This is a genomic window from Bradyrhizobium sp. UFLA05-153, assembly GCF_054185185.1.
In genome coordinates, this window is sequence record NZ_JBBIAM010000052.1 from 1 (window position 1) to 23,709 (window position 23,709).

Here is a 23,709-nt window from a genome sequence, read left to right on the forward strand (position 1 = left end):
TCGATCTCCGGGACTGGAGCCAGTGGTGGAGGTTCAAGTTCGGCGCCAACTGGCGCCGACCGTACGGTCCGCGCAGCTCGATCAGCGGTCTCGATGATCACCCTGTCGTTCACGTCGCTTATCGTGATGCGGAAGCGTATGCCGCCTGGGCGGGCAAAGAACTGCCGACGGAAGCGGAGTGGGAGTTTGCTGCTCGCGGCGGTCTCGACGGGGCTGAGTTCGCCTGGGGCGATGAATTTACCCCCCGTGGGCGGCATATGGCCAACACCTGGCAGGGGCAATTTCCCCGGCAGAATTCCGCTGAGGACGGCTTTGAACGCACATCGCCAGTAACCGCCTTTCCACCCAACGGCTACGGGGTCCATGACATGATCGGCAACGTCTGGGAATGGACCGCCGACTGGTACTCGCCGAAGCATCAGGCCGATGCGCTAAAATCCTGCTGTATTCCGGAAAATCCCCGCGGGGGAAGCGAGACTGCAAGCTACGATCCGTGTCAGCCACAAATCAACATTCCGCGCAAGGTTGTGAAGGGCGGCTCTCATCTGTGCGCACCGAACTATTGCCGTCGCTATCGTCCGGCAGCTCGCCATGCGCAACCGATCGACACGTCAATGAGCCATGTCGGGTTTCGGTGCATCGTTCGCCACGGAGAAAGTCTCGAGCAGCAAGGATTGGCAAGATAAATTAAGTATCCCAAACTACGGGAATCGAGCAGTCGGGTACACATCGATGGCCGGAAAGAGACCAAGCACCGACGGTGCTTGCCAGCGACTCCGATGACCAGAAGGGAACGTAGAAGAATATCGGCGGCTCGCGCTCCGACCATTGAAATGACATTCTCGCCAATCAGGCGCTTCAACTGCGCGAACTCCAGCGACTACCAATGTAACGGCCAGGAGGTCAGAAATGAGCGACCCAACTCTGCCGTCGTTCCGCTACCGCTTGGGACAGCAACCGCCGCGTACTGACTGTGGCGGACTTGTACGGTGTGCATCTGTTCGGCAGTTCCCAGTTAGCCAGGGCATTGCTGGTGCTTCTATGCGCCTACAACCCGGTTGTCTGCGCGAACTCCATTGGCACACGAATGCTGCCGAATTGGGTTACGTTGTGTCTGGCAATTGCCGCACCACAGTATTGAGCCCCGACGGAGCGGCGACCGATACATTCGGACCGGGCGACGTTTGGTATTTCCCCCGCGGCTGGGGTCATTCGATACTGGGGATCGGGCCAGGCGAGTGTCATTTCATTCTGATATTCGACAACGGCGCCTTTGCCGAGGAGCATACACTGAGTATCACCGACTGGTTGGCGCATACGTCGCCTGCAGTCATCTCACAGAGCCTTGGCCTCGGTTTGGAGTGGGTGGCAAAGCTTCCGAAGGAAGAGGCTTACTTCGCAGCGGGGCCCGTTCCTGATGACACCATCGCACGTGCTGCGCCGCAGGCGAAGCCGGCACCTTTGACAACGCATCGCTATCCATTGGGCGCCCAGCAGCCGCGGCGCGCGCCGGGCGGCGGCGCGCAGTGGACGGTTACCGCGAATGAGTTTCCGATCTCGACCACATTGTCCGCCGCCGTGCTGGAGCTCGAGCCGGGAGCCATGCGTGAGCTTCACTGGCACCCCCACGCCGACGAGTGGCAATACTATCTTGAGGGTGCGGCTGAGATGGCTGTTTATTTGGGGAGGGCTCACACGGTAACCGAACAATTCGAGACGGGTGACGTCGGTTACGTGCCGATGGGGGCCGGGCACTACATCCGCAACACCGGTAGCGGAATCCTGCGCTTGCTGCTCGGATTCAACAACGGGCACTATCATGCCCACGACCTCAACGCATGGCTAGCCTCGAATCCGCCCGATGTGTTGGCTACCAATTTAGGCCTGCCACGAACAGTCGCGAAAACGCTTCCCGAAGAGACGCACTTTATCGCGCAACCGCAGCGTAGCTAAGCAAGGTCGCCCGAAGTCGATTGACCTATATCAGCTTGCCCGTGGGTCAAGCGTGTTCCCGCTGCCCGAGGCGTATCCGTTCACGCTCCAGAGTTTGCTCCCGCAATGAATCGTAGATTGGCGGATCGCGCATCAGCGTTGGTATCAACATGGCCGTAAAGCAGGCCCCGAGCATCGGCAACAGCATTGTGACGTTTGCCGTCATCTCGACGACCAGGACGATGCCTGTTAGCGGCGCGCGTACAACGCCGACAAAAAAGGCGGCCATCCCGACAACAGCGAATCCTTCGGGTTGAATGTTCAGATCGGGAAACACCAGTTGGCAGAGCCGTCCAAGGAACAGTCCGAGTTGTGCCCCCAGTACAAGCATCGGTGCAAACAGCCCCCCGGGCGTTCCGGCCGCATATGATATGGCGCCGAGACCAAGCCGGAATAGGAACACAACTGGAAGCAGGGCAAAAATCTCCCTCCCAACCAGACTGCGCTGCGTAATCGCATCGCCACCGCCTACAAGGTCGGGCACGAACCAAGCCAGCATTCCAACTCCTGCTCCAATAAGACCCGCGCGCAGGCCGCCCGGCCACCGGCTGAGTCGACCAATCGTTGCAATCGTTCGGAGCAGCAAGCGATTGTAGCCAATCGCTGCAAAGCCAGCGACTGCCCCAAGGACAAAGTAGAGCGGCCGCGTCGCGGCGCCCGCATAGGTCAACGCCTCAACATGAAAGTCTGCCGCATCACCAAGAAGCAAACGGGAGATCGAGATGGCGGTCGCCGATGCGCCTAGCGCGGCAATTGCAACGCGCAGTTCAAATCGGCGCACCAATTCCTCCAGGACGAAAATGGCACCTGCGATCGGCGAGTTGAAAGCAGTAGCGAGGCCTGCCCCCGCACCGGCGGCAAGCAGCACCCGGCAGTCGGGCCAGGTGCGTCGAAATACCTTGCCGACCAGATGCCCGATCGTCGCCGCCATCTGAACGGTTGGGCCCTCGCGGCCTAGCGCTAGTCCTGCGCCAATCGCCAGAAGGCCACCAACAAACTTCACTGGTATGATTCGGAACGGTGCTTGTGGCAGTTGCCCGTCCAGGACCGCCTCGACGTGGGGGATGCCACTCCCTGATGCGTGGGGCGAAAAGCGGCTTACAAGCCAAGCCGCTATTGCCGCTACGGCGGCACAAACAATGCTGACGACCAAAAATCCTGCGAAAGCTTTCGAATGCGACCAGACTATGATGACATCGCGAAATCTGTCCGCCCACTGAAGCGAGAGCAGGAAGAGCGCGCCCACGAAACCTGAAGCCGCACCAACAATGAGTGCCAAAATGGCGAGCACGATTAGGCTGCCATGCTCGCCGTCTTGATCGCTTGCAAGTTTCTCGTCATTGGCCAAATTAAATTCCAAATTGGGGGAAGCCAGAGTTGAGAATTTACGACGGGTCACATCTCAAAGCACAAGCACGGAATCGAGATCTTCGCTCTCCTGATTTCGCCAGGAAAGGCGGGAGATACGTAACCGGTCGCCACCGCGACTTTTTGGCTGCCGTTCACCGCGTATGTGATCACCCCGCCGCCGATCGCGCCGCCGATCTTCTGGCCCCACAGCTTCTGCCCGGTCGCCGCGTCAAGCGCATAGAAATTGCCGCCCATGTCGCCGAAGAACACAAGGCCCCCGGCGGTCGGCGTCACGGCGCCCATGATCGGATAATTGGACTTCAGCCTCCACTTCCACACCCCTGTGTCGGCGTCGGTGGCGTGAAGCCATCCCGCCCAGACGCCGTCGGAGCGCGAGAACCTTCCGAACTCGTTGAACGGATTGAGGGACTTCTCTCCCGTCCACGGCTGCCCGAGCGGGGCAGCCGCAATTTCTTCCCCGGTCTGCAGCCTCACCGTCGTACACCACTCGACCTCGCCGGTGAGGATGAGATTGGTCAGAGAGTCGTAGGCCGGGCTGTTCCATTCCTCCCCGCCCGCGGCGCCCGGACAAAAATGGACGTCTTTGTCGACAGCGAAGGGCTCTTCCACATTCTCGATCCTCGTCACCGGCGTCCGGTACAAGAGCTTGTTGTCGGCAAGATCAAAGCCGTAAAGGTGTCCGTCCTTCGGCGCCACTGCCATGAGCCTCTTGCCGCCCATCGTCTTGATCACAGCCGGCGGGTTGGAGACGTCCCAGTCGTGCCAATCCCTGGGCACAAGCTGGAAATGGTTCTTGTAAGCGCCGGTCTTGGCGTCGAGGACAACGACGGAGCCGGTGAAGAGATTGTCCCCCTGGCGGACGCCATTAGCGTAGTCGGGCGCAGGATTGCCAACGGGCACATACAAGCGCCCAGAAGCCGGGTCCAAGGTCGTAGAAGTCCAGGCTCCGCCACCGCTGATCGGAGCACCCGGGATGTTCTTCCAGGTCGAAGTGTCGAGCGGCGAGGTGCCCTCGGGCCCGCGAACAGTATCGCCCTCGGTCTTGGGCACGAGGAAGAATTGCCACACAATCTTGCCGGTCTTGGCGTCGAGCGCGTACATGTGACCTTTGCCGCCCTTGAAGTCTCCGCCGGCGTTGCCGACGAAGACGAGGCCTTCCCAGGCGATCGGTGCCGCCGGCACGTCTTCGCCCTTTTTCGAGTCCCCGATCGTCGCCTCCCAGAGCCGCTTGCCGGTTTTGAATTCATAGGCCAGCACGCGCCCATCCTGTGTGCCACGGAACAACCTGCCGTCGAGGTAGGCCGCACCTCGATTCGTCGGCAGAATGTAGGCGGGATATTCCTCATGCGTGCGCCAGTTCTCGGCGCAGGTCGAGGGGTCGATCGAGAAAATATCGAATTCGGTGGTACCGATGAGCGCGCCCTCCACCATGATCAGGCCCGTCTCGAAGCTCGTCAATCGCCAGGTGTCGTAGGTACATAAGACCTTGAGCTTGGCGACGTTCTTCGTGTTGATCTGGCTGAGGTCGGAGAAGCGCTCGGAAGTCAGCGTTTTGTTGTAGCTCGGCCAGTCCGCGGCGGCAGGCGACGGAGGAGCCGCAGGCGCGGGCGCCGGAGCGCTCTTGTAATTTGCGTTCGTTTCCGTCGCGACGGAACCCGCAGGCGCAAAGAGCGACAGAATTTCGCCGCGCAACTCGCCGACGCCCACCTCGATTCCGGCCACGTCCGCAAACGAGGAGGTGATCCCTCCGCCCGCCACTACCGCAAAGACCGCGATGCTGACGAGTCCGAGTCTGCGATTCATCTTCGTCTCCCCTTCTTTGTGTCGACTTACCTCACATCGGCGCAACCCCGGGCAGGAAATATTTCAGCGGCCAGCATTGCTAAACTTTGCGTTCGCCCTTCGCTGCGGATGCCGGTCCGCTTGTCGCGGCGTAGCCTGCACGCTGTCTGCCGCGAAACATCCAGTAAACGACAAACGTGTAGAGACCTATCACCGGCAACACGAATAGGCCGGCGCCCCAAAACAGAAACGAAAGCGAAGCTTGGGGCGCCGCCGCCGAGGCCACAGTCACGCTGTAAGGTATCATGTAAGGCCAGAACATCGTCGCCAGCGAGAGAAACGCGGCCACAAAGAGCACGACCGTCATCGTGAACGGCCATGAGTCGAGGCGCCGACGCGCTCCAACAAGAATTCCAACGATCGCGACGAGGCCGATCAGCGGAAAGACAAAGCCCCAGGGGCGGTGCATGAAAAGGCTTCCGGTCATGCGGGCCCGATCAACGAACGCAGTGACAGCTGCAAAGACCAAGATCCCGACGACCGAAGTGGCCAGCAGCGGTATGCGGTTGCGTGCCCAGTCGCGCAGCTGCACGTCCTCGGATTTGAGGACCAGCCAGCCGGCGCCCAGCAGCGCATAGCCGAGCACGAGACCGATTCCACAAACGATCGAAAGCGCTGCAACCCAGTCGAAGGTGCCTCCGGCATATTGGCCGTTCACGACAGGTATCCCGCGGATCATAGCCCCGACGGCAGCGCCCTGGACAAAGGCGGCCACGACAGAACCGAGAACGAAGCCTCGATCCCACAGCCCGCGAGCGGCACGAGCGCGGAACTCGAACGCGACGCCCCGGAATATCAATGCCAGCAGAAGCAGCAGCACAGGGATGTAGAAGGCTGCCAAAAACACTGCGTAGACCACCGGGAATGCGGCGAACAGCGACGCGCCTACCACGATCAGCCAAGTCTCGTTGCCATCCCAAAATGGAGAAATCGAAGCGATCATTTCGCTTCGCAATCTTGCGTCGTTTGTGGCGCCAAAAAGGATGCCGACGCCCAGATCGAAGCCATCCAGGATAACGTAGGCAAGAATTGCCACGCCGATCACAGCTACCCAGAACAGGGCCAATTCTGAGGGCTCCACAGCACTCATTGAGGCGCGTCTTTCGTGGCTTGCACCGCAACGGCCAGCGGCCGAGCCGGAGTCATTTTCGTCCGATCGGACACATCTTGCGCAGGACCGTCGCGCAAGAGGCGATAGATGTAGTACAACCCAAAAGCGTAAATGATGGAGTAGACTACGACGTAGCATGCGAGCGACAGAAGCACATCGCCCGTCTTTAGAGACGGCGTCACAGCATCCTTCGTACGCAGAAGGCCGTAAACCACCCAGGGTTGACGACCGACTTCGGCAGTAAACCACCCCGCCAGCACGGCGATGAAGCCGCTAGGAAAAGACAGGAATGTCGCCCAGAGGAACCAACGCGTGCTCTCCAGTGTGCCGCGCCAGCGGAGAAAGGCTCCGAACCAGGATACTGCCACCATGATCAGGCCCATGCCGACCATGACGCGAAACGCGAAGAAAGGAATGATCACCGGCGGACGGTCTTCCGGTGGGAACGCATCGAGCCCCCCCCTCGCGGGCATCCCAGTTGCCGGAGGCGATGAAGCTGCCAAGTCTAGGTATCTCGAGCGCAAAGAGATTGCGCTCATGGCGTGGATCGGGAATGGCGATCAGCACTTCGCTTGCCGGCTGCTGAGTTTTCCAACGCGCTTCAATCGCGGCGAACTTGGCCGGTTGATAGTTGAGAACGTAGATGCCTGTCAGATGACCGAACACCATTTGGACGGGGATTACGACTGCAACGAACCCGAGCCCCCAGCGCAGCATGGCGCCCGCTTCCTGCACATCCTTTCCGCGTAGAAGGTACCAGGCGCCTGTGGCCGCGACGCACATACCGGTCGTCAGAAACGCAGCCAGCAGCATGTGCGGCCATCGAATCCGCATGATGGGCCCTGTAATGATCGCCCACCAGTCGCCCGGCACAATTCTGCCGTCGACAATGATATGGCCCAGAGGAACCTGCATCCAACTGTTGTTGGCCAGTATCCAGAACGAAGACAGCATCGTCCCGAGGGAGACCATGCAACAGGAGAGAAAATAGAACCAGGCCGGCACACTGTCTCGGCCGAGGAGCACGACGCCAAAAAATGTTGCTTCGAGCAGAAAAGCGGTGAAGGCCTCGTAGCCGAGCAACGGCCCCTGGATCGATCCGGTGCGCTCCGCCAATACGCTCCAGTTCGTGCCGAACTGGAAAGCCATGACAATGCCGCTGACCACGCCCATGCCGAACGATAAGGCAAATATCTTGAGCCAGAAGTCGAAGATGCGCCGGTAGAGGTGATTGCCAGTCAGCAGCCGCACGCCTTCGAGGGTTGTGAGCCAAGCGGCGAGCCCAATGGTGAAGGCCGGAAAAATGATATGGAAGCTGATGACAAACGCGAACTGCAGCCGCGACAGCAGAACCGGATCAAGCTCCATGACTAGGCTCCTCGTCTCACGGAGACGCTATCGAGGCGGCCTGGTACGATCTTGAATCACAATCCTCGACCGCTAGGCCGGGTGCATCACTCCACTGCACAATTTTTTGCCGTTCGTGCGCAGCTTCGTCGCGTCTATCCTCCAATCTCAGTTCGGCTCTTTTCACCAAGCCGAAGGCCTGATTCACCCCTCGCCTCACGATGCACCCCAGCATCGAAGAAGCATCCAATCGGCGCTATGCAAGTTCGGCTAATTTCCAAAATCGGTGGCCTCTGTGGAGTGGCCTCCGACGCTTATACAGGGCTCGAAACCGCGGTCAGGACGGCGGAACCCGCAAAACTCCTTCAACCAATTGTCGCTTTCACTACAAACTTGTCGTCGGGCGCTACCGAGACACCACTTTGAACTCAGAGCTCCCAACATTTTCAGAGCGGGATCCCAATCGATCACGGGAAGCCGCGACGCGGTTTGCCGACGCGCCGAATTCGCATAGTCCGCCCGACCAACAAATGCGACTCTGACAGAGTCCTGGGCGAGCTCGCAAAGTCCATCGGAACTGGTTCGTAGCAGGACGGTGTCCGCACGCAGTCGCCAACGGATTGGAAGGGCAGTGTGAGTGCAGGCGATGACCGCTGCCGATCACGAGGAACTGGGGCTGCTGGCCAAAGCGGTGATCGTGGTTGCCGTCGTGCTATTCGTCTCGGGCGTGTTGTGGCATGGCCTCACATTCAAAGCCCTTGAACAGTTTTGGCACGACCTGGTCGAGCGGCCGGACGGACCGATGCGATTTCGTTTTGTCCTGCAGCCACTGATGGCCACGATCGTCGCGATCCGCGACGGTCTTGAGGACGCTCGATCCGGTCGCTCGCCATATTTCGCAACCGTGCTGGGTGATCCGCAGCAGCGCATTGGACGGTTGCGGGAGGGAATGAACGCGACCGCCAGGATCATCGCTCTTGGGCTCGTAATGGACGTGATCTATCAGGCCATCGTGTTCAAGACGTTCTATCCGGATCAGGCCCTCGTCGTGGCGTTGGTGCTGGCGTTTGTACCTTATTTGATCATCCGCGGTGTGACTGCACGCATCTTGCGTGGTCAACCGTCCAGGTAAGTGGCGTCGCACAAACCATTGATAGAAGGATGTCGGAGCATGGCCGATACAGTCCCCACTGCCGATGCAGATCGGTTCACCGTCAAGGTGACATCTGACAGCCATTTCGGCTGGCTCCGCACCCGATTGAGCGTTGAACGAACGATGATGTCGTGGCTACGCACGGCGACTGCTTTGATCGGCTTCGGCTTCGCAATCGTTCAGTACTTCAATCATTTGCAACAGCTACCTGGGGCCCGTCCCGCGTACCTGCCGACCGCGCCGGAGTACCTGGGGCTTGGCCTGATTTCATGCGGCGTCGGCGCCCTTGTCGTCGCTATTTGGCAGTACGAGTTCACGGTTCGTTATCTGTGGAGCGGCATGTTCGAGCCGATTGCCGGAATGACAAGGGAGGGGAAGGAGGGGAAACACTCACCCGTCCTGGCGATCGCAATCGTTCTCATCTGCGTAGGCGTATTCGCCTTCTTCGCCGTACTCCTGCGTCTCACGTAGTCAGAGAAGCTCAAGTTCGCGGGTGACTGAAAAACACCAGAATAGTGAAAGGAGACGAATATGGCTAAACCAGGCAAGCCGAACATCCTTGTCATCTGGGGCGACGATATCGGCATCTCGAACCTAAGCTGCTATTCGCATGGAGTTATGGGCTACAAGACGCCCAACATCGACCGCATCGCCAAGGAAGGCATGATGTTCACCGACTCTTACGGCGAACAGTCCTGCACGGCGGGGCGCTCGTCCTTTATCACAGGACAGAGCGTCTATCGCACCGGCCTGTCCAAGGTTGGCATCCCCGGCGCGCCGATCGGAATGGAGGAGCACATCGTCACCGTCGCCGCGGCCCTCAAGAACCAGGGCTATGCGACCGGACAGTTCGGCAAGAACCATCTCGGCGACTTGAACCGCATGCTGCCGACCAACCACGGCTTCGATGAGTTCTTCGGCAATCTCTATCACCTCAACGCCGAGGAAGAGCCGGAGCTGCCCGACTACCCGAGCGAAACGGACTTCCCGAACTTCCGCAAACGATTCGGGCCGCGCGGGGTAATGCACTCCTGGGCGACCGACCGGGACGACCCGACCGAGGAGACGCGTTGGGGCAAGGTCGGCAAGCAGAAGGTGGCCGACACTGGTCCGCTTACCAAGAAGCGGATGGAGACGTGCGACGATGAATTCGTGGCGGCGGCCAAGGAGTTCATGAAGAAGGCCAACGACGCAGGCAAGCCGTTTTTCGTCTGGCTCAACTTCACTCATATGCATCTCAAGACCCACCCCAAGCCCGAGAGCGTTGGACAGGCGGGACGCTGGCAGTCGCCCTACCACGACACCATGATCGATCACGACAAGAATGTTGGCCAGGCGCTCGACTATCTCGATGAGCTCGGGATCGCCGACAATACCTTCGTCATGTATTCGACCGACAACGGCCCGCATATGAACTCGTGGCCGGACGGCGCCATGACACCGTTCCGCAGCGAGAAGAACACCAACTGGGAAGGCGCGTTCCGCGTGCCGCTAGTTGCGCGCTGGCCTGGCAAGATCGCCCCGGGCCAGATCTCGAACGAGATCGTGCAGCACCACGACTGGTTCCCGACCTTCCTCGCGATGGCTGGCGATCCCGACGTCGTCGACAAGCTCAAGACCGGCTATAAGGCGATCGGCCGCACTTACAAGAACCACATCGACGGCTACAATCTCGTGCCCTACCTGACCGGTCAAGCCAAAGAGAGTCCGCGCAAGTTCTTTATGTATCTGAGCGACGACGGGGACGTGTTGGGCATGCGCTACGACAATTGGAAGGTCGTGTTCATGGAGCAGCGCTGCCATGGCACGCTGCAGGTTTGGGCGGAGCCGTTCACCCGGCTCAGGGTGCCAAAATTCTTCAATCTTCGCACCGACCCATATGAGCGCGCCGACCAGACATCCAACAGCTACTACGAATGGTTCATCGACCACATCTACATTCTGTACGGCGCACAGGCGCTCGCGGCGCAGTGGGCGGCGACCTTCAAGGACTTCCCGCCCATCCAGGCGCCCAACACCTTCACGCTCGATGAGGCGCTGAAGAAGATGCACGAAGCAGCATCCGGTATGCACTAGCGCCGATATCTTTGCGACAGGCGGCGAGCTCGGGCTCGCCGCCCACCTCACCAAGATCAGCCGAAGGCGTGGGCACAGAAACGGGGTGGAGCGGTAGGCATGCTGCGCTAACGCATGCGACAACCACGATCAGAGAAGCCGATGAATTTCGCCGGTTCTTGCGATCGGAGGCACTTCCCATATTCGGCCTGTCCGTCTTTTTAGCCGTATGCTGCGCCCCGCCTGACGCGCAGGGCCGAGCCATCGCAACAAAAGAGCGCCTCTTATGGATCTCGAAGATGTGACAAATTCGGCGGCCCCCGATCGCGCCGAGGAAGTGCGCGCGTTCTACGAGAGCCATCCGTATCCGGCGCCGCTCCGCAGCCTCGACAAGCATCGCGAGCTCTATCGGAACCCGGACCGACGGCGCGCGCTCTCTTTTCTGCTGTGGCCAACGCAAGCTCAGCGAACAAGGCGGGAAATTCTGGTCGCCGGTTGTGGGACCTCGCAGGCCGCAGCCTACGCGATGCGCGAACCCGATGCGCACGTAACAGGCATCGACATCAGCGAGGCGAGCCTCCGCCACACGCGCGACCTTCAGCGAAAATACGACCTCCGAAACCTCGATCTCCATCGACTCGCCGTCGAAGACGTTGGTGAACTGGGCCAGGCGTTCGACGAGGTCGTCTGCACGGGCGTGCTTCACCACCTGTCCGACCCCGATGTCGGCCTTCGCGCGCTGCGCGGCGTCCTTGCACTCGGCGGCGCTCTGCATGTGATGGTCTACGCGACCTACGGGCGCGCGGGAATCTATATGATGCAGGACTATTGTCGCCTGCTCGGGGTCCTCGCTACGGACGAGGAGCTGCAAAGCCTCGGCGACCTGATCGGCGCACTCTCCGACGATCACCCGATCGCTGAAGTAGCGAGGCGGGCGAAGGATTTCCGACGGGCGAACGCGCTCGCCGACGCGCTGTTGCACCCACTTGATCGCGCCTATACGGTACCGCAGCTCTACGCCTGGCTCGAGAGATGCGGGCTCAAGTTCGGGCGGTGGTACGAGCAGGCGCCCTATTTGCCGCAATGCGGGGCGATCGCGGGCATGCCGCACGCCGCGCGTCTCCTCTCGCTGCCGCCGCCGTCCCAGCACGCCGCGGTGGAACTTTTGCGCGGGACCATGATCTGGCACAACTTCATCGCCTATCGCGACGATCGAGCCGGCGAGAGCCACCCGGTTGCGTTCGATGGCGAGGCTTGGCGAGCCTACGTTCCCTTGTGCCTACCGTGGACGCTATGCATCCGTGAGCGGCTACCCGCCGGCGCCGCCGCCGTTCTGATCAATCGGGCGCATGCCTATCCCGACCTCGCACTCCCGATCAGTTCGGCCGAAGCGCGCATCTTCGCCGCCATCGACGGCAAGCGCGCCATAGAGGAGATACTATGGAGCGCTGCGGGATCGGATGGAACCGAGCGAGCTCGCAGGTTCATCGAGCGGCTATGGGATTACGATCAGATCGTGTTCGATACAGGCGGCTCGCGATGACATCCGCGGCCAGGGAGATGGCATCGACTTGACGGCGCCCATGCCTCACTTTGGGTTGGTTGCCCGAGTTAGTGCGTCGCTGCCAGCAAGGTTGCGCTATGCTGAAACACTTGCTCAATGAAGTCATCGGTCACGTTTCCGGTCTCAGCAATACGCAACTGGAACAAATTGAGCAGTCATTGCCGGCGACCAAGGCGCTGATCGATCTTCTCGTTAAGGCTCATCCGATCATCGAACAGGCGCAAACGCTCAATGCTGAAGCGGAGCCACTGATCGATCAAGCCAGGAAAGAGTGGCAAACCGTCGGACCAGTAGTGCAAATCTTGATTGATGTGATGTCACATCATCTCAACCAAGGCCGTTCGCCGGCGGAGGCCGCCGAGGCAGTGCGCGCGACGCTCGGCGGGTCAATAAACAACGTCGTACAGGATCGCGGGATGAACCAGGGAATGAACCACGTCACCGTGTTTGGGGGGACTGGTTTTATTGGTCGTCGCGTCGTGCGCTATTTGAGCGACTCCGGCGCTACGGTACGCATAGCTTCACGGCACCCTGCGCGGGCCGTTGGCGACAACGTGGAACAGATCGTCGCCGATGCACATGACGAGCGCGCCGTGGAAGCCGCCGTTGTGGGTGCCGACGGTGTCGTCAACGCAATTAGCCTATACGTCGAGCATGGAGGCGACACATTTCATTCGGTGCACGTCGAAGCGGCCGCAAGGATCGCTAGAGTGGCGCGACGGGCCGGGACCAAACGGTTCGTGCACCTATCAGGAATAGGCGCTGCCGCCGCCTCGCCTTCACCCTATATTCGCAATCGCGGTGAAGGCGAGGCGGCCGTGCAAGCCGCATTCCCTGGCGCAGTTGTTATCCGCCCGGCGGTAATGTTCGGTGCCGACGACGCCTTTCTCACGACACTTCTTCGACTGCTTCGGACCCTGCCGGCTTATCCGCTATTCGGCGACGGCAGGACAAGGCTTCAGCCGGTGTACGTGGGCGATGTCGCCGCGGCGATCGCACAAGTCCTGCGGCAAACACAAAGGCCGTATCCCATCTACGAACTGGCCGGTCCGCGCGTTTACTCATACGAGGAATTGTTGCGGACCATTGCGCGAACCGCAGGATTGCGGCCGGTACTAGTGCGAATACCCTTTGCTCTCTGGGACGCCGTCGCCGGCTTCGCCGAGTTCCTGCCGCACCCGCCGCTCACGCGCAATCAGGTTGAGCTTATGCAGATCGACACGACGGCCTCGGAGAGCCGGCCTGGATTTGGCCAACTCGGAATTTCGCCGCGGTCGCTCGAAGAAGAACTCATAGCGATGCTCAATCGTACAAGCGAGGAAACTCAAAACGCAAAAGAGGCTCGTACCAGCTAGGGACTGAGGAGATTTCACTGCCGTATCACTCGACGGCATCAACGATGAACTGCTCGCCGTCGTAGACATTGCTCTGGTCATCCCTATCAGGAGCAGCCGGCGACAGCTGAGTGGTAATGCTTCGGGCGGCAGGCGGTAACCTGCCGCCTGCTTCACCACTCAAAGGCGTGGGCACTGAACGCGGCTTCGCTACCCCTCGACAACGCGCCAAAGCCAACTAGGGCGCCCTGCTCAATTTTTCGAGCAGAAGCTAGAAACGCAGCGCGGCCCACGCGCCATGTTCACCGCTTGTGTAGATCGCTGCGCTGCCTTGCGCCCCGATGGGAAACTTGGACTGGTCGGAATCGTCCAACAGGATCTTTACAGCGTACTGCCCTTGCGGGGCATTTGCAGGCGATGGCCCGCATTTAGGAATCTCGTCGCTCGGCAAATATTGTCCCACGCCGTTGGCGCGCCAGATGCTGTGGACTTTTCCGGCGAATATCTGACCAGGATAGAGGTCAAGCGCGACCTCGACGGATTGACCTGGCTGCACGTATTTCAGATTCTCCTGGTAGAAGGTCGCCAGCAAATAACGGTCGGCTTCTGCAATCAGGGCCGCGATTCCTCCGGCGCGCCGGGTGCCGGATACCATGCCAGAGCGAACCTGCAGGTTTACGATGCGGCCATCCTCCGGAGCGGTAAGCGTCGTGTTGTCCAAGTAGTACAGCGCTTGCTGGAGTTGCGCCTCCAAATTGGCGACTGACGTGTTGACGCCATCAATTTCGGATTGATACTGGAGCCGGGCGCGCTCGAGCTCTCCCGCCATCTCGTCCATGGTTGCTTCCGCGGTGGCCGCGCGCGTCTGCCACTGTATGACGTCCTCCTCGCGTGCGCACCCTCCCGTGCAAGTTTGTCGAATAGGCCCTTCTGATAAGCGATGAAATCGTGCTCGAGTTTCGCTTTGAGCGCATTTTTGGTCGAGATTTCTACGTTGTTCCGCAACACCTTGACGTTTTGCTTGGCCGCGGCGAGCTGCGCTTCGGTCTGCCGGACCTGGTATTCGTATGGACGGCGGTCGAACTGGAATAGCGGCTGATCCTTTTTCACCAGGTATTTTCTTCGACCAGCACAGCTGTGACGGGAGTCGGATCAGGCAACCTCGGAATGAGCTGGATGTGTGCTGAACGATCGTGGCATTCGCAGAAACGGGCGTAACGAATCGCAGGCCGATGAGGAACACCACAAAGACGGGAGCCATGATGAAGATGAAGATGACAACCCAGGTGGGGGTGAGCCGTAGTAGCTTGAGCCTGAAGAAGACCAGCCAAAACACCGTAGCTTCGGCAACGAGGACTAGAATTGCCGCGGTCATGGCGCTGCGCCCCTATCAGGGGGCTCCCTGGGTGGCGCTGGTGGGGATGGCTCCTTGCCGGCCAAGCGTGCGATCATTGCATCCGTCGCACGTCGTTCTTCCTCGGGCATGTAGCGGATGTCGATCACATCGGTGGGCTTAAGTGCCCAGATCAGCGCATAGACCCAGGGCACGACTCCCAAGAAGCCGAGCCAACCCAATGCAGTGACTGCATCTGCTTGCGGGTGATTGTGTGCGACGGCGATGCGGCCCGGAAGGCCCAGAATGATGATGATAGCGGCACGAAGAGCGATGAGAATGACCAAGATCGCTAGAAAAGTAATGTAGTCCCAGAAGCCGATGTGAAACCCCAGCAACGCTTCCATGACGACCCTCCGACGGTTTCCGCCCGATCATCACGCGCGCTAAAGCTGCGTCACTGCAGACGCGCAACGACGGGCGGCTTCCACTGCCTATCGAGCACCGTCTCGTCCGCCTAGTTGGCGCGGATGTAGAGCGAAAAGGCCGGTGACCCGGGGTCAGGCAGAACGCCATTCGTGGAGGGAGGTTTAGGCGGACGGTCCCGGATGCGCTATGCACTTTCGGCGGACCTAAACGCGTTTCACGGGTGGTGCTGCATTAATAAATTCACGGCGCAGGATTCTATCCGTGTCGCTCCGACCCATATCGGCTGCGGGTCCAACAGCGGAACTCCAAGGCGACGCGCCGCGAGTCCGTTTGGCTCTGACATGTTGGAGCAGCGCAATCTCCTGGGGTCACAATCGGTACGAGGAGGCAACCTTGTTGATCGCGACACCTGGTCGGGGCCCTCGCCTGCCGGAATCACATAGCAACGGGATCCGCCAGCAGGCAAACTATAGGCCCAACGCCGGTCGAAAAAGAAGTCGATTACCAGCAGGACCAGGTCCATGCCCGCATGGTTCTTCGTGTCTCTGCAAGGCTATCGGATCGCGTGGCTGCCGCGCGACCTGATCGCGGGCCTTATGTTGGCTGCCATCGCCATTCCGGGACAGTTAGCGACCGCGCGGCTGGCGGGAATGCCGCCCGAGACTGGTCTTTACGCTTTTGCCGCCGGATCGCTTGCTTTTGCCGCCTTTGGGGCGAACCGCTTCATGTCGGTCGCCGCCGATTCTACCATTGCTCCAATTTTCGCCGGTGGGTTGGCATCCCTGACTGCCTCCGGCACTGAACGCTATTTCGAATTGGCGCCGCTACTCGCCCTGATGGTCGGCGCCATATTGCTCGCGATCGGCCTGTTCCGGGCTGGCTGGCTCGCGACGCTATTGTCCACCCCGGTGACGACAGGTTTCCTGGCGCGCATTTCCATCCACATAATCATAGGAGAGTTGCCGACGTTACTCGGTATCCCCGCGCCAGGGGGCCATATTCTCTCGCGCTTGATTCACATCCTGGGCCATCTGGGCGACGCCAATCTCTATGCGCTCGCGCTGGGGGCTGGTGTCCTGATTGTGACTCTCGGCGCCGCGAGCATCAGTTCTAAAATTCCAGGCGCGTTTTTCGGCTTGCTCGGCGCCGGGGTCGCAGTGGCGCTGTTCAACCTCCAGAGCCGAGGTGTCAGCGTCTTGGGGCCACTGTCGGTCGCGCTTCCGCACCTAGCACTTCCACCTATGCCTGACAGCAACGAAATCGGCCATCTTGTACCGCTCGCACTCGTGGTCGCCATGGTTTGCATTATGCAGACCTCGGCAGTGGCAAGCACCTTTCCATCCGAAAAAGGCAGGCCGGACGATGTCAGCCGAGATTTTGCCGGCGTCGGCGCCGGTAGCATCATGACCGGGCTGATCGGATCGTTCGCCGTCGATGCGAGTCCGCCGAGCACGGCCATTGTCGTCGAATCCGGCGGACGTTCGCAAATCGCCTCGATGACGGCTGTCGCGCTTATGATCGCGCTCGTCGTCTTAGCGGCAAGGCTGACGGCCTTTCTACCTCATGCCGCGCTCTCCGGTATTCTTGTCTATATCGCGCTCAAGATTTTCCGCCTCGGCGAGATGATCCGGATCTACCGCCAGGGCGGGTGGGAAATTCTGGTGGTCGCCGCGAGCGCCGCGCTGGTCGTAGCGCTGCCGATCGAAACCGGCATGCTGCTCGCTATTGCGCTGTCCTTCGTCAGCAGCCTTTACGCGGTTGCCCGACCCTATTGCGCGGAACTATCGCGGGTTCCAGGGAGCACGGTTTGGTGGCCGCCCGGGCGGGGCGAGCAGAGCGAGCACGAACCTGGCGTCGTCGTTTTCGCGGCTGGGGCACCGCTCACTTTCACCAACGCGCAATACATCAGCGACCAGATCATGGCCGCGCTTGCACGGTCGCCGGCACCGCCAAGGCTCTTGGTGATCGAGGCCAGCGGCATGATCGCCATCGACTATACCGGCTCGCAAATTCTGCAGCAGACTATTGCTCGGCTCAAATCCGACTCTATCGACGTCGCGATCGCCCGCTTGGCTGACGCACGAGCCACGGTCGAAGCGGAGCAGACGGGTTTGCTCGCAATCCTCGAACCTGGATGCATATTCAAATCCGTTGAGGATGCTGTCCGCCAGCTTGGTCCAAGTGCGAAAGGCGGAGCGCCTTAGGACTAATGGCTTTGCTGGAACTGATTTAGTTGCGCCGAGCCGCTCCGAGTGGGAAATGACCGGTTGGCCATCGCAGTTGGCGCGAGTAGCCGTCACGTTGCTGTTCGGGCTCGTCGTCGCAGGCATCGCCTGGTACGGGATCTCTGCTGAAGAGCTGGCTCGCCTCTGGCGAAACATCACCGCGCGGCCGGGCGGCCCGATGACCTTCCGGTTCATGCTGCAGCCAACGATGGCCGCCATCGTGGCCCTGCGCGACGGCATCGGCGACGCGCGCCTCGGGCGATTACCCTATGCCGCCACGATCATTCGCGACTCCCGGCAGCGAGCCAGTCTGCTTTGGGAAGGCATCGTATCGACCGCCAGGATCCTGATCCTCGGCGTTGTGATGGACGTCGCATATCAGTGGTTTTTTTTCGATACGTTCCATCCAGCCGAGGCCGCGGTGATCACAATTTTTCTCGCTTTCGTTCCTTACGTTGTTCTAAGGGGCCCCATCAAGAGGATCGCGCGCCATTGGATTGAACAGCCGCCGTCCGACTGAGCGAGCTAGCCCTCAGAGCTGACGATAGTGGTGAGTTCGGATCCCAGACTCGCTGTCAACACTGAGCTTTTGGCCTCGCACCGGAATGTCTTTTCAGCGCACGCGCATGTCTACCGACGGCACATTGATGTGCCGTCATCCCCATCTCCCTTATCAGCTTCGGCTTCGCATGCCGCATAGCCTGAATGCGTAACACAGCAAGGGTTTCAGCGAGCGGAACTACTGCACAAGCCGAGCGCGCAGTCTTGCAAATTCGGCATCGCTGATCGCCCCTGCCTGTTTCAGCCTATTTTCGATTCCATCTGCGACGCTGAAACCAACTGCGCTCCTGAGTTCATCACGCGCATGCCGAGCTTGTTGCGCGTTACGCAGACGGACGCGCAACACGTGGGCTCCGCAGCCATTTGCCGTGTCACAATCCGTACATTGATTTAAGTCAAACAAGCCGACGTTGATCAGACGTTACGGCGCAGCTAGGATATGCCGCGAAATGAAGGTCGCCAAAATCGCATTGGGCTTTTGCGAAGCAAGGTCCTCCTGACGGTCGTCGTTTCTTTTTGGAACGAGCCCCAGTCATTGCTTTCTGTTTTCGGGAGGAGAACAGAATGGCATCCAGTAGAGTTTTCAGTCTTCACGATCCGTCAGCTTGTCGGGCGGCTTTTCCTACCGCCGATGTCGAGCTGTTTCCCTCAGCGAAGGGGAAATTCCATGCTGGCATCGCGCAAGTCGCCATGAATGCTATTTGGATCCATCGGATCCACATTTCGCTGCCTGAGATCAATACCGTTGCAGTCAAGCCTGGCCGCACCTCAATTGGCTTTCTCACCGAATGCAATTCATCATCGTTTACCAACTGCGGCCTGGAAGTTCAGCCCGGCGACATCGTAATGAACAGATCTGACGTCGTACATCAACGATCTGACGCGGACTTTCACTATGGCGCGGTGTCGCTCCCATCTGATGTTCTAGCCGCTGCCGCCGAGGCGATCGTCGGTCGTGAGTTGCCGGCAACATCTTACAACTGCATTACCCGCCCACCTTCTACATTGATGTGCCGACTGCTGAACTTGCACAAGATCATCGGGCAGCTAGCTCATGACGTGCCGGACATTCTGGAGCATCCAGAAGTGACCCGAGCGCTAGAGACTGGGCTTACTCACGCCCTAGTAAGATGCCTCGCCGAAGGCCACTCCCTAGAGCAAACCGTAGTCGGCCGCCGTCACGACACCCTGGTACGCCGGTTCGTAGAATTCCTGGAGGCAAATCCCGACCGACCAATCTATCTATGCGAAATTTGCGCCGCCATCGGCGTCGCAGAACGAACAATTCGCTCCTGCTGCGAAGAGCATCTCGGCATGGGGCCGATCCGCTATCTCACATTGCGTCGAATGCACCTGGTTCGGCGGGCGCTCCTGCATTCGGATCCGTCCAAGGCAACCGTCACCCAAATAGTCACCGACCATGGCTTTTGGGAGCTCGGGCGCTTCTCAGTTGCGTACGGCGCGCTGTTTCGAGAGTCGCCATCGGAGACATTGCGGCAGCCCACTCGGGGTGAGCATGGTCTTTCCCGCGCGGGATTGCTCGAGCATTGACTTGCTATCATGATCACCAACGGCCGCGTCCTTCGCATGAATACCACCCAGCCGATCATCTTCTGGATTGCGACTTTCGCGGTTGCGACCAATCGTCCTGTTGCTGCTGGCGCGTTAGTCGTTGCGCTCCTTGCAACTTCGCTATCGGTACAAGCGGCCAGGTCGAACCAAGCGGCAACCGCCGCCGCCGGTGATATGAGTTCCGGTGCTACTGCCATGAGGAATGCTGCTGGAATGGGCGCCTATCGTTCGTGCTGTTACAATATGGGTATTCGGCCTTAAATGCCCAGTCGTCTGCTGTGTTGAAAGATCGCCTCCCGCGGTTTTTCAATTGATCGCAGCACGACGAGATCGTCCTCCCCGTCTGCCGGACACGCATAGGCATCGGACCTGATAATTTACCTGCAATGTTCCGAAATCGCATAGTCGACAGCGACTAATCACTTGATCCTGCCATCTTCGGTGAGGTCCAGAAGCTTCAAGTGCTGGCAGGAGCTGTTCCGCCGGTTCGACGGGGCATCGCAAAATGACAGAAGGCGGCACACTCACTTTCAGTGATCCGGATGCTTACGCAGCCGCATTTGGCGACATACGTGTCAACCTCACGATAACAGGTGCCGGAGATTTCAAGGCACGACTGATACGTCTGAGCTTGAAAACACTTGAACTTTATTGGTGCTGGGAGGACCTGCCGCGTATCGCCTACATCGTCCTGCCCCCCGAACGGGTGTTTCTGTCTTTTGCAGTTGGTACGGCATCTCTCAATTGCGAGGGAATTGCTTTGCAGCACCGCGACTTCGTTTTGCACGGTCGTGAGCAACGCATGCATCAACAATCCAACGGTGCCTGCCAATGGGGGTTGATATCGTTATCGGTCGGGGAACTTGCGAGTTGCGCCAAGGCATTGACCGGACGTGAAATCCCCTTGCCGCACTCAAGCAGAATGCTCCGCCCTGCGCGCGAGGAATCATCGAGATTGCGCGGCCTTTTGAGGCAGGCCTGCCACGTTACGGAAGCAAAAAGAAAATTGATCCATCGCCCCGAGATTGCTAGAGCACTGGAGCAGGAATTGCTTCACGCCATCATCCATTGCCTGGCCGTCAACGAGGCAGACGACCATGCCAGGGCGAGACACCATCATGCCGCTGTCATGGTGCGTTTCGAAGAAGCACTAAGCAAACGTATTGATCAAAAGCTCAACATGCCTAGGCTCTGTACAGAGATCGGTGTACCCGAGCGAACGCTGCGGCTGTGCTGCGCCGAATTTCTCGGCGTAAGCCCCACACGTTACGTCACGTTGCGACGATTGAACAAAGTTCGTGCTGCGCTCCAGCGTGCCGATCCCTCGATCGTTACCGTCGCGGAGGTCGCCCGAAATCACCAATTTCTGGAGCTCGGTCGCTTTGCGGTGACGTATCGCACCACCTTTGGTGAGTCACCTTCCGTTACGCTGGAAAGCGATCGGTAAAAGTACGATCCGCCGGAACTGCATAGCGCGTCTAGAGCGTTTCGACCAACTTCTGCCGAGAAACATGATCCTGCCTGGATAGGCAAAATCGCTTGGTGGGTGGAGTTGGGCGAAGGCTGCGGCCCGAACCTCGGCAGGAAACCATGAGCTTGTTCAGAACAATGTGGGGCGCTCTTGCCGCCTGTACCACCGCGCCCCCCTCGCCCTTGACAAGGCCTGCTGCCATGCAGGCTGCAACCACGCGTTGGAAAATGTGGCGCAGGATCTCGCTCTGGCGCCCTTCCCTGTTCGCCGAGAACGTCCAATGGTGCGGAACCTGTCGTCGAGATTCAGCTTGCAGAACCAGCGGTAGGCAAGCTGCAGCGCTACTTCCTGGCACAGCCAGGCAACCAACGAGATGCGGCATTAGTTTGTCAGCATGAAGCTCGACCTCCATCAATCGTGGCGCGCTTCTTCCTCTTGTCGGTAGCGTATTTCTCGCGCTGCCGTTTGTTGCGGATGCGTATCTTGAATTGCAGGTCGCGGAGGCGTCAGGTCCTCATCTGCACTGATCTGGTACAATTTATGAAAGGACCAAAAACATTCTTGTCGCGCGCCTAGATCACCGAGCGGTAGAGCTCCATCGTTGTAGGATTTACCAGCAACGATCAACGTTGCAGTGTTTCCAGACGACGTAAGGGTGAGCGGTACAGTAAGCTACGACGGGAACAAAATTGACACGAGGACTATGGTTGCCACCCAAAGGGTACGGCGGTAGGTATCCATAATACCCGCAATACGCGCTATGACGACGCGCCTCTGCCGAGCGGCTGGAAAGAGCGCTTGTGCTACTTGCTTGTTTCATCGAGCTGGATGGCGACGTGCACGTGCCGATGTACGTGAAATTCGAGGCCGAACTCGCCGAATTGAAAACAAAAGAAGCTATCAAATGTCGGGCGCGGAAGCGTTTGGAGTGCTACCTCAACGAAGGTGGTGGCTTGAAAGCAATTCGCTGAAGGTACTTACGCTTCAACTCGAGAGAAGGTCCCTTGCCGTATTTCGGCTTGTGAGTGTCGTGCCCCATCAGACTATCGATTAAACTGTCCTGGGCTTCGGCTGCAATAAGCCGGTCCTTGAAGCTGTGCCTGAGCGAGTAGACGGTATGGTCCTCCGTTGGACGCAATCCGTTTTCGAGCAGAAATTTGTTGGCAGTCGCAGAGAACGTAGAGGAATTATCACGATATCGGGGGAAGCCCTCTGGCTTCGCTTTCAGGGCCGCCAGCGCCGCACCAACGCTGTCTCTTATACACATCATGTGTATAAGAGACAGATGTAGCGCGCGTCCTCGTTCAGCCCATCCAGCGCGCCGTCGGCCAAAAGACGATTTTGGATGAATTTGGTCTCGTAAGGAGTCGGCTCCTTGTTGACCTCACCCTTCAGGCGCAGGCCTTTGAACAGATCAGGTAGGCCTAAGCGGCGCAGAATATTCAATTCCTTGATCATGCCACTCAGTTGCCCAATCTCTCGATTGGCGCTTTTTGCAGCTACTCCTTCCTGCACGACGCGATCCCGCCAAAAGTTGCGGAAGTCGATAGCGTCATCAACTGTAAGCTCCGTTATGAGCTTGTCCCCAACGACACTCTCGAAGCTCTTGACCACTCGTTTTCGGGCGTTGCCCCAAATCCTGAGTTGATCGGGCGAGAGATCTAGAACCTGGTCTCTGGTCTCCGCCTCATACTCTTCGAAGATCTTCGAGACTTTAAACACTGGCTTCTTTTTCAAGCCGAGAACTGCCTCTCTGGCGCCCCCGTCATTCACGAGATCCTTGGCGACGAGCGTATCAAGACGCTCTAACCGTTCGGCTGCTGGTGCGGCGACGAGTTGCGCGTTCTCGATGTAATCGAAGCCGAGTTGGCGCGCTCGCCCTCTCGCTGCGTTGTAACTATCCACGCTCTCTTTTGAGTCGCTGTCCGCGAGCGCCCGCCAGTGTTGCTCGAGGCTGCTGTTGAACTTTTCAGCCACCCGTGATGCACGAACCGCGGCGCGGTCTGAAGCAATTCGAATCTTGGTTGAATGCCTCACAACGCCGCGACGGTCGAGATGCGCAAACTCGGTCGGGACGCGACGCGCGAAATGCCAGGTGCCGTTTCGTCTCGTCAAAAAGTCGGGCATAGGAGCGCGGGCGTGTTGGACGTTTTGTTGGACGAAATGTTGGACGTTCTTTCAGGCGAAAATACGGATTTCGCCCGAAATTTCAATAAATAGCTGCGTTTGCTGGGGATAATCTTAGGGGGATGGAGCGGGTGAAGGGAATCGAACCCTCGTATTCAGCTTGGAAGGCTGCTGCTCTACCATTGAGCTACACCCGCATCTGGGCATCCCCTAACACGGCGC

22 protein-coding genes, 1 tRNA gene and 1 pseudogene are annotated in these 23,709 nt (G+C 59.2%); 14 read left to right on the forward strand and 10 right to left on the reverse strand.

Going from position 1 to position 23,709, the window contains the following annotated elements; genetic code table 11:
• Both Q2941_RS27335 and Q2941_RS27340 read left to right on the forward strand, forming a co-directional pair.
• Positions 1 to 686, forward strand: a 686-nt coding sequence (locus tag Q2941_RS27335; RefSeq protein WP_458194274.1) for a formylglycine-generating enzyme family protein, incomplete at its 5' end; no start/stop codon positions are given.
• A gap of 223 nt (positions 687 to 909) precedes the next feature.
• Positions 910 to 1,953 carry a cupin domain-containing protein gene (locus Q2941_RS27340; protein WP_458194275.1) on the forward strand — a complete coding sequence of 348 codons (1,044 nt, stop codon included), beginning with the start codon at positions 910 to 912 and terminating at the stop codon, positions 1,951 to 1,953.
• Between the two features lie 46 nt (positions 1,954 to 1,999).
• Here the strand turns inward: Q2941_RS27340 and clcA are convergent, their stop codons facing one another.
• From clcA to Q2941_RS27365, 5 genes are all read right to left on the reverse strand, one after another.
• Positions 2,000 to 3,340, reverse strand: a complete 1,341-nt coding sequence (gene clcA, locus Q2941_RS27345; protein ID WP_458194276.1) for a H(+)/Cl(-) exchange transporter ClcA — start codon at positions 3,338 to 3,340, stop codon at positions 2,000 to 2,002.
• A gap of 47 nt (positions 3,341 to 3,387) precedes the next feature.
• A complete protein-coding gene (locus Q2941_RS27350) occupies positions 3,388 to 5,166 on the reverse strand; it encodes a pyrroloquinoline quinone-dependent dehydrogenase (protein WP_458194277.1) in 1,779 nt (592 codons plus the stop codon).
• Positions 5,167 to 5,245: 79 nt separating this feature from the next.
• Complete coding sequence (gene cydB / locus Q2941_RS27355) at positions 5,246 to 6,271, reverse strand: cytochrome d ubiquinol oxidase subunit II (protein WP_458194278.1); 1,026 nt, start codon at positions 6,269 to 6,271, stop codon at positions 5,246 to 5,248.
• A gap of 20 nt (positions 6,272 to 6,291) precedes the next feature.
• Positions 6,292 to 6,708 carry a cytochrome ubiquinol oxidase subunit I gene (locus Q2941_RS27360; RefSeq protein ID WP_458194279.1) on the reverse strand — a complete coding sequence of 139 codons (417 nt, stop codon included), beginning with the start codon at positions 6,706 to 6,708 and terminating at the stop codon, positions 6,292 to 6,294.
• Complete coding sequence (locus Q2941_RS27365; RefSeq protein WP_458194280.1) at positions 6,590 to 7,684, reverse strand: cytochrome ubiquinol oxidase subunit I; 1,095 nt, start codon at positions 7,682 to 7,684, stop codon at positions 6,590 to 6,592. Before Q2941_RS27365 ends, Q2941_RS27360 begins: the two co-directional genes overlap by 119 nt.
• 625 nt (positions 7,685 to 8,309) lie before the next feature.
• Between Q2941_RS27365 and Q2941_RS27370 the strand changes: the two genes are divergently transcribed.
• The 5 genes from Q2941_RS27370 to Q2941_RS27390 all read left to right on the forward strand — a co-directional run bounded on the left by Q2941_RS27370 (position 8,310) and on the right by Q2941_RS27390 (position 13,790).
• On the forward strand, positions 8,310 to 8,795 hold the full coding sequence (locus tag Q2941_RS27370) for a hypothetical protein (RefSeq protein WP_027527599.1): 486 nt from the start codon (positions 8,310 to 8,312) through the stop codon (positions 8,793 to 8,795).
• A 39-nt stretch (positions 8,796 to 8,834) separates the two neighbouring features.
• Positions 8,835 to 9,287, forward strand: coding sequence for a YidH family protein (locus Q2941_RS27375; protein ID WP_027527600.1), 453 nt, complete (start codon positions 8,835 to 8,837; stop codon positions 9,285 to 9,287).
• Positions 9,288 to 9,347: 60 nt separating this feature from the next.
• Positions 9,348 to 10,892 carry an arylsulfatase gene (locus Q2941_RS27380; RefSeq protein ID WP_458194281.1) on the forward strand — a complete coding sequence of 515 codons (1,545 nt, stop codon included), beginning with the start codon at positions 9,348 to 9,350 and terminating at the stop codon, positions 10,890 to 10,892.
• 265 nt (positions 10,893 to 11,157) lie between these two features.
• A complete protein-coding gene (locus Q2941_RS27385; RefSeq protein WP_458194282.1) occupies positions 11,158 to 12,414 on the forward strand; it encodes a class I SAM-dependent methyltransferase in 1,257 nt (418 codons plus the stop codon).
• A gap of 98 nt (positions 12,415 to 12,512) precedes the next feature.
• On the forward strand, positions 12,513 to 13,790 hold the full coding sequence (locus tag Q2941_RS27390) for a complex I NDUFA9 subunit family protein (protein ID WP_254111959.1): 1,278 nt from the start codon (positions 12,513 to 12,515) through the stop codon (positions 13,788 to 13,790).
• Positions 13,791 to 14,040: 250 nt separating this feature from the next.
• On the opposite strand, the gene Q2941_RS27395 is transcribed toward Q2941_RS27390, so the two are convergent.
• Entirely contained in the window at positions 14,041 to 14,607 is a 567-nt protein-coding gene (locus tag Q2941_RS27395; protein ID WP_458194283.1) for an HlyD family secretion protein, read from the reverse strand.
• A 110-nt stretch (positions 14,608 to 14,717) separates the two neighbouring features.
• Here Q2941_RS27395 and Q2941_RS27400 point away from each other — a divergent pair, with 110 nt between their 5' ends.
• Positions 14,718 to 14,861 (forward strand): hypothetical protein, encoded by a 144-nt coding sequence (locus tag Q2941_RS27400; protein WP_254111957.1) that lies wholly within the window; start codon positions 14,718 to 14,720, stop codon positions 14,859 to 14,861.
• A gap of 279 nt (positions 14,862 to 15,140) precedes the next feature.
• Here the strand turns inward: Q2941_RS27400 and Q2941_RS27405 are convergent, their stop codons facing one another.
• Entirely contained in the window at positions 15,141 to 15,509 is a 369-nt protein-coding gene (locus tag Q2941_RS27405; RefSeq protein WP_254111955.1) for a DUF3302 domain-containing protein, read from the reverse strand.
• A 543-nt stretch (positions 15,510 to 16,052) separates the two neighbouring features.
• Between Q2941_RS27405 and Q2941_RS27410 the strand changes: the two genes are divergently transcribed.
• From Q2941_RS27410 to Q2941_RS27430, 5 genes are all read left to right on the forward strand, one after another.
• Entirely contained in the window at positions 16,053 to 17,735 is a 1,683-nt protein-coding gene (locus tag Q2941_RS27410; protein ID WP_458194284.1) for a SulP family inorganic anion transporter, read from the forward strand.
• A 55-nt stretch (positions 17,736 to 17,790) separates the two neighbouring features.
• On the forward strand, positions 17,791 to 18,276 hold the full coding sequence (locus tag Q2941_RS27415) for a hypothetical protein (protein WP_458194285.1): 486 nt from the start codon (positions 17,791 to 17,793) through the stop codon (positions 18,274 to 18,276).
• A 605-nt stretch (positions 18,277 to 18,881) separates the two neighbouring features.
• Complete coding sequence (locus tag Q2941_RS27420; RefSeq protein WP_458194286.1) at positions 18,882 to 19,868, forward strand: AraC family transcriptional regulator; 987 nt, start codon at positions 18,882 to 18,884, stop codon at positions 19,866 to 19,868.
• 9 nt (positions 19,869 to 19,877) lie between these two features.
• Positions 19,878 to 20,150, forward strand: coding sequence for a hypothetical protein (locus Q2941_RS27425; protein ID WP_458194287.1), 273 nt, complete (start codon positions 19,878 to 19,880; stop codon positions 20,148 to 20,150).
• 244 nt (positions 20,151 to 20,394) lie between these two features.
• Entirely contained in the window at positions 20,395 to 21,336 is a 942-nt protein-coding gene (locus tag Q2941_RS27430; RefSeq protein WP_254111952.1) for an AraC family transcriptional regulator, read from the forward strand.
• A gap of 187 nt (positions 21,337 to 21,523) precedes the next feature.
• On the opposite strand, the pseudogene Q2941_RS27435 reads toward Q2941_RS27430, so the two are convergent.
• Positions 21,524 to 21,717 (reverse strand): annotated as a pseudogene (locus Q2941_RS27435) (transposase); the annotation flags it as partial.
• Positions 21,718 to 22,196: 479 nt separating this feature from the next.
• On the opposite strand from Q2941_RS27435, the gene Q2941_RS27440 reads away from it, so the two are divergent.
• Positions 22,197 to 22,331: a hypothetical protein gene (locus tag Q2941_RS27440; protein WP_458194288.1), complete on the forward strand. Its 135-nt coding sequence runs from the start codon at positions 22,197 to 22,199 to the stop codon at positions 22,329 to 22,331.
• Positions 22,332 to 22,626: 295 nt separating this feature from the next.
• Here the strand turns inward: Q2941_RS27440 and Q2941_RS27445 are convergent, their stop codons facing one another.
• A complete protein-coding gene (locus tag Q2941_RS27445; RefSeq protein ID WP_458194289.1) occupies positions 22,627 to 23,487 on the reverse strand; it encodes a hypothetical protein in 861 nt (286 codons plus the stop codon).
• 123 nt (positions 23,488 to 23,610) lie between these two features.
• Positions 23,611 to 23,684: transfer RNA gene (locus Q2941_RS27450), tRNA-Gly, on the reverse strand.
• Positions 23,685 to 23,709: the final 25 nt, after the last annotated feature.

Bases quoted from the DNA above. Each gene is read 5' to 3' on its own strand.
- Q2941_RS27340 (WP_458194275.1), top strand. From the start codon at position 910: ATGAGCGACCCAACTCTGCCGTCGTTCCGCTACCGCTTGGGACAGCAA.
- Q2941_RS27350 (WP_458194277.1), bottom strand. From the start codon at position 5,166: ATGAATCGCAGACTCGGACTCGTCAGCATCGCGGTCTTTGCGGTAGTG.
- Q2941_RS27360 (WP_458194279.1), bottom strand. From the start codon at position 6,708: ATGGTCGGCATGGGCCTGATCATGGTGGCAGTATCCTGGTTCGGAGCC.
- Q2941_RS27365 (WP_458194280.1), bottom strand. From the start codon at position 7,684: ATGGAGCTTGATCCGGTTCTGCTGTCGCGGCTGCAGTTCGCGTTTGTC.
- Q2941_RS27370 (WP_027527599.1), top strand. From the start codon at position 8,310: ATGACCGCTGCCGATCACGAGGAACTGGGGCTGCTGGCCAAAGCGGTG.
- Q2941_RS27375 (WP_027527600.1), top strand. From the start codon at position 8,835: ATGGCCGATACAGTCCCCACTGCCGATGCAGATCGGTTCACCGTCAAG.
- Q2941_RS27380 (WP_458194281.1), top strand. From the start codon at position 9,348: ATGGCTAAACCAGGCAAGCCGAACATCCTTGTCATCTGGGGCGACGAT.
- Q2941_RS27385 (WP_458194282.1), top strand. From the start codon at position 11,158: ATGGATCTCGAAGATGTGACAAATTCGGCGGCCCCCGATCGCGCCGAG.
- Q2941_RS27390 (WP_254111959.1), top strand. From the start codon at position 12,513: ATGCTGAAACACTTGCTCAATGAAGTCATCGGTCACGTTTCCGGTCTC.
- Q2941_RS27395 (WP_458194283.1), bottom strand. From the start codon at position 14,607: ATGGACGAGATGGCGGGAGAGCTCGAGCGCGCCCGGCTCCAGTATCAA.
- Q2941_RS27405 (WP_254111955.1), bottom strand. From the start codon at position 15,509: ATGGAAGCGTTGCTGGGGTTTCACATCGGCTTCTGGGACTACATTACT.
- Q2941_RS27410 (WP_458194284.1), top strand. From the start codon at position 16,053: ATGCCCGCATGGTTCTTCGTGTCTCTGCAAGGCTATCGGATCGCGTGG.
- Q2941_RS27415 (WP_458194285.1), top strand. From the start codon at position 17,791: ATGACCGGTTGGCCATCGCAGTTGGCGCGAGTAGCCGTCACGTTGCTG.
- Q2941_RS27420 (WP_458194286.1), top strand. From the start codon at position 18,882: ATGGCATCCAGTAGAGTTTTCAGTCTTCACGATCCGTCAGCTTGTCGG.
- Q2941_RS27425 (WP_458194287.1), top strand. From the start codon at position 19,878: ATGATCACCAACGGCCGCGTCCTTCGCATGAATACCACCCAGCCGATC.
- Q2941_RS27430 (WP_254111952.1), top strand. From the start codon at position 20,395: ATGACAGAAGGCGGCACACTCACTTTCAGTGATCCGGATGCTTACGCA.
- Q2941_RS27445 (WP_458194289.1), bottom strand. From the start codon at position 23,487: ATGCCCGACTTTTTGACGAGACGAAACGGCACCTGGCATTTCGCGCGT.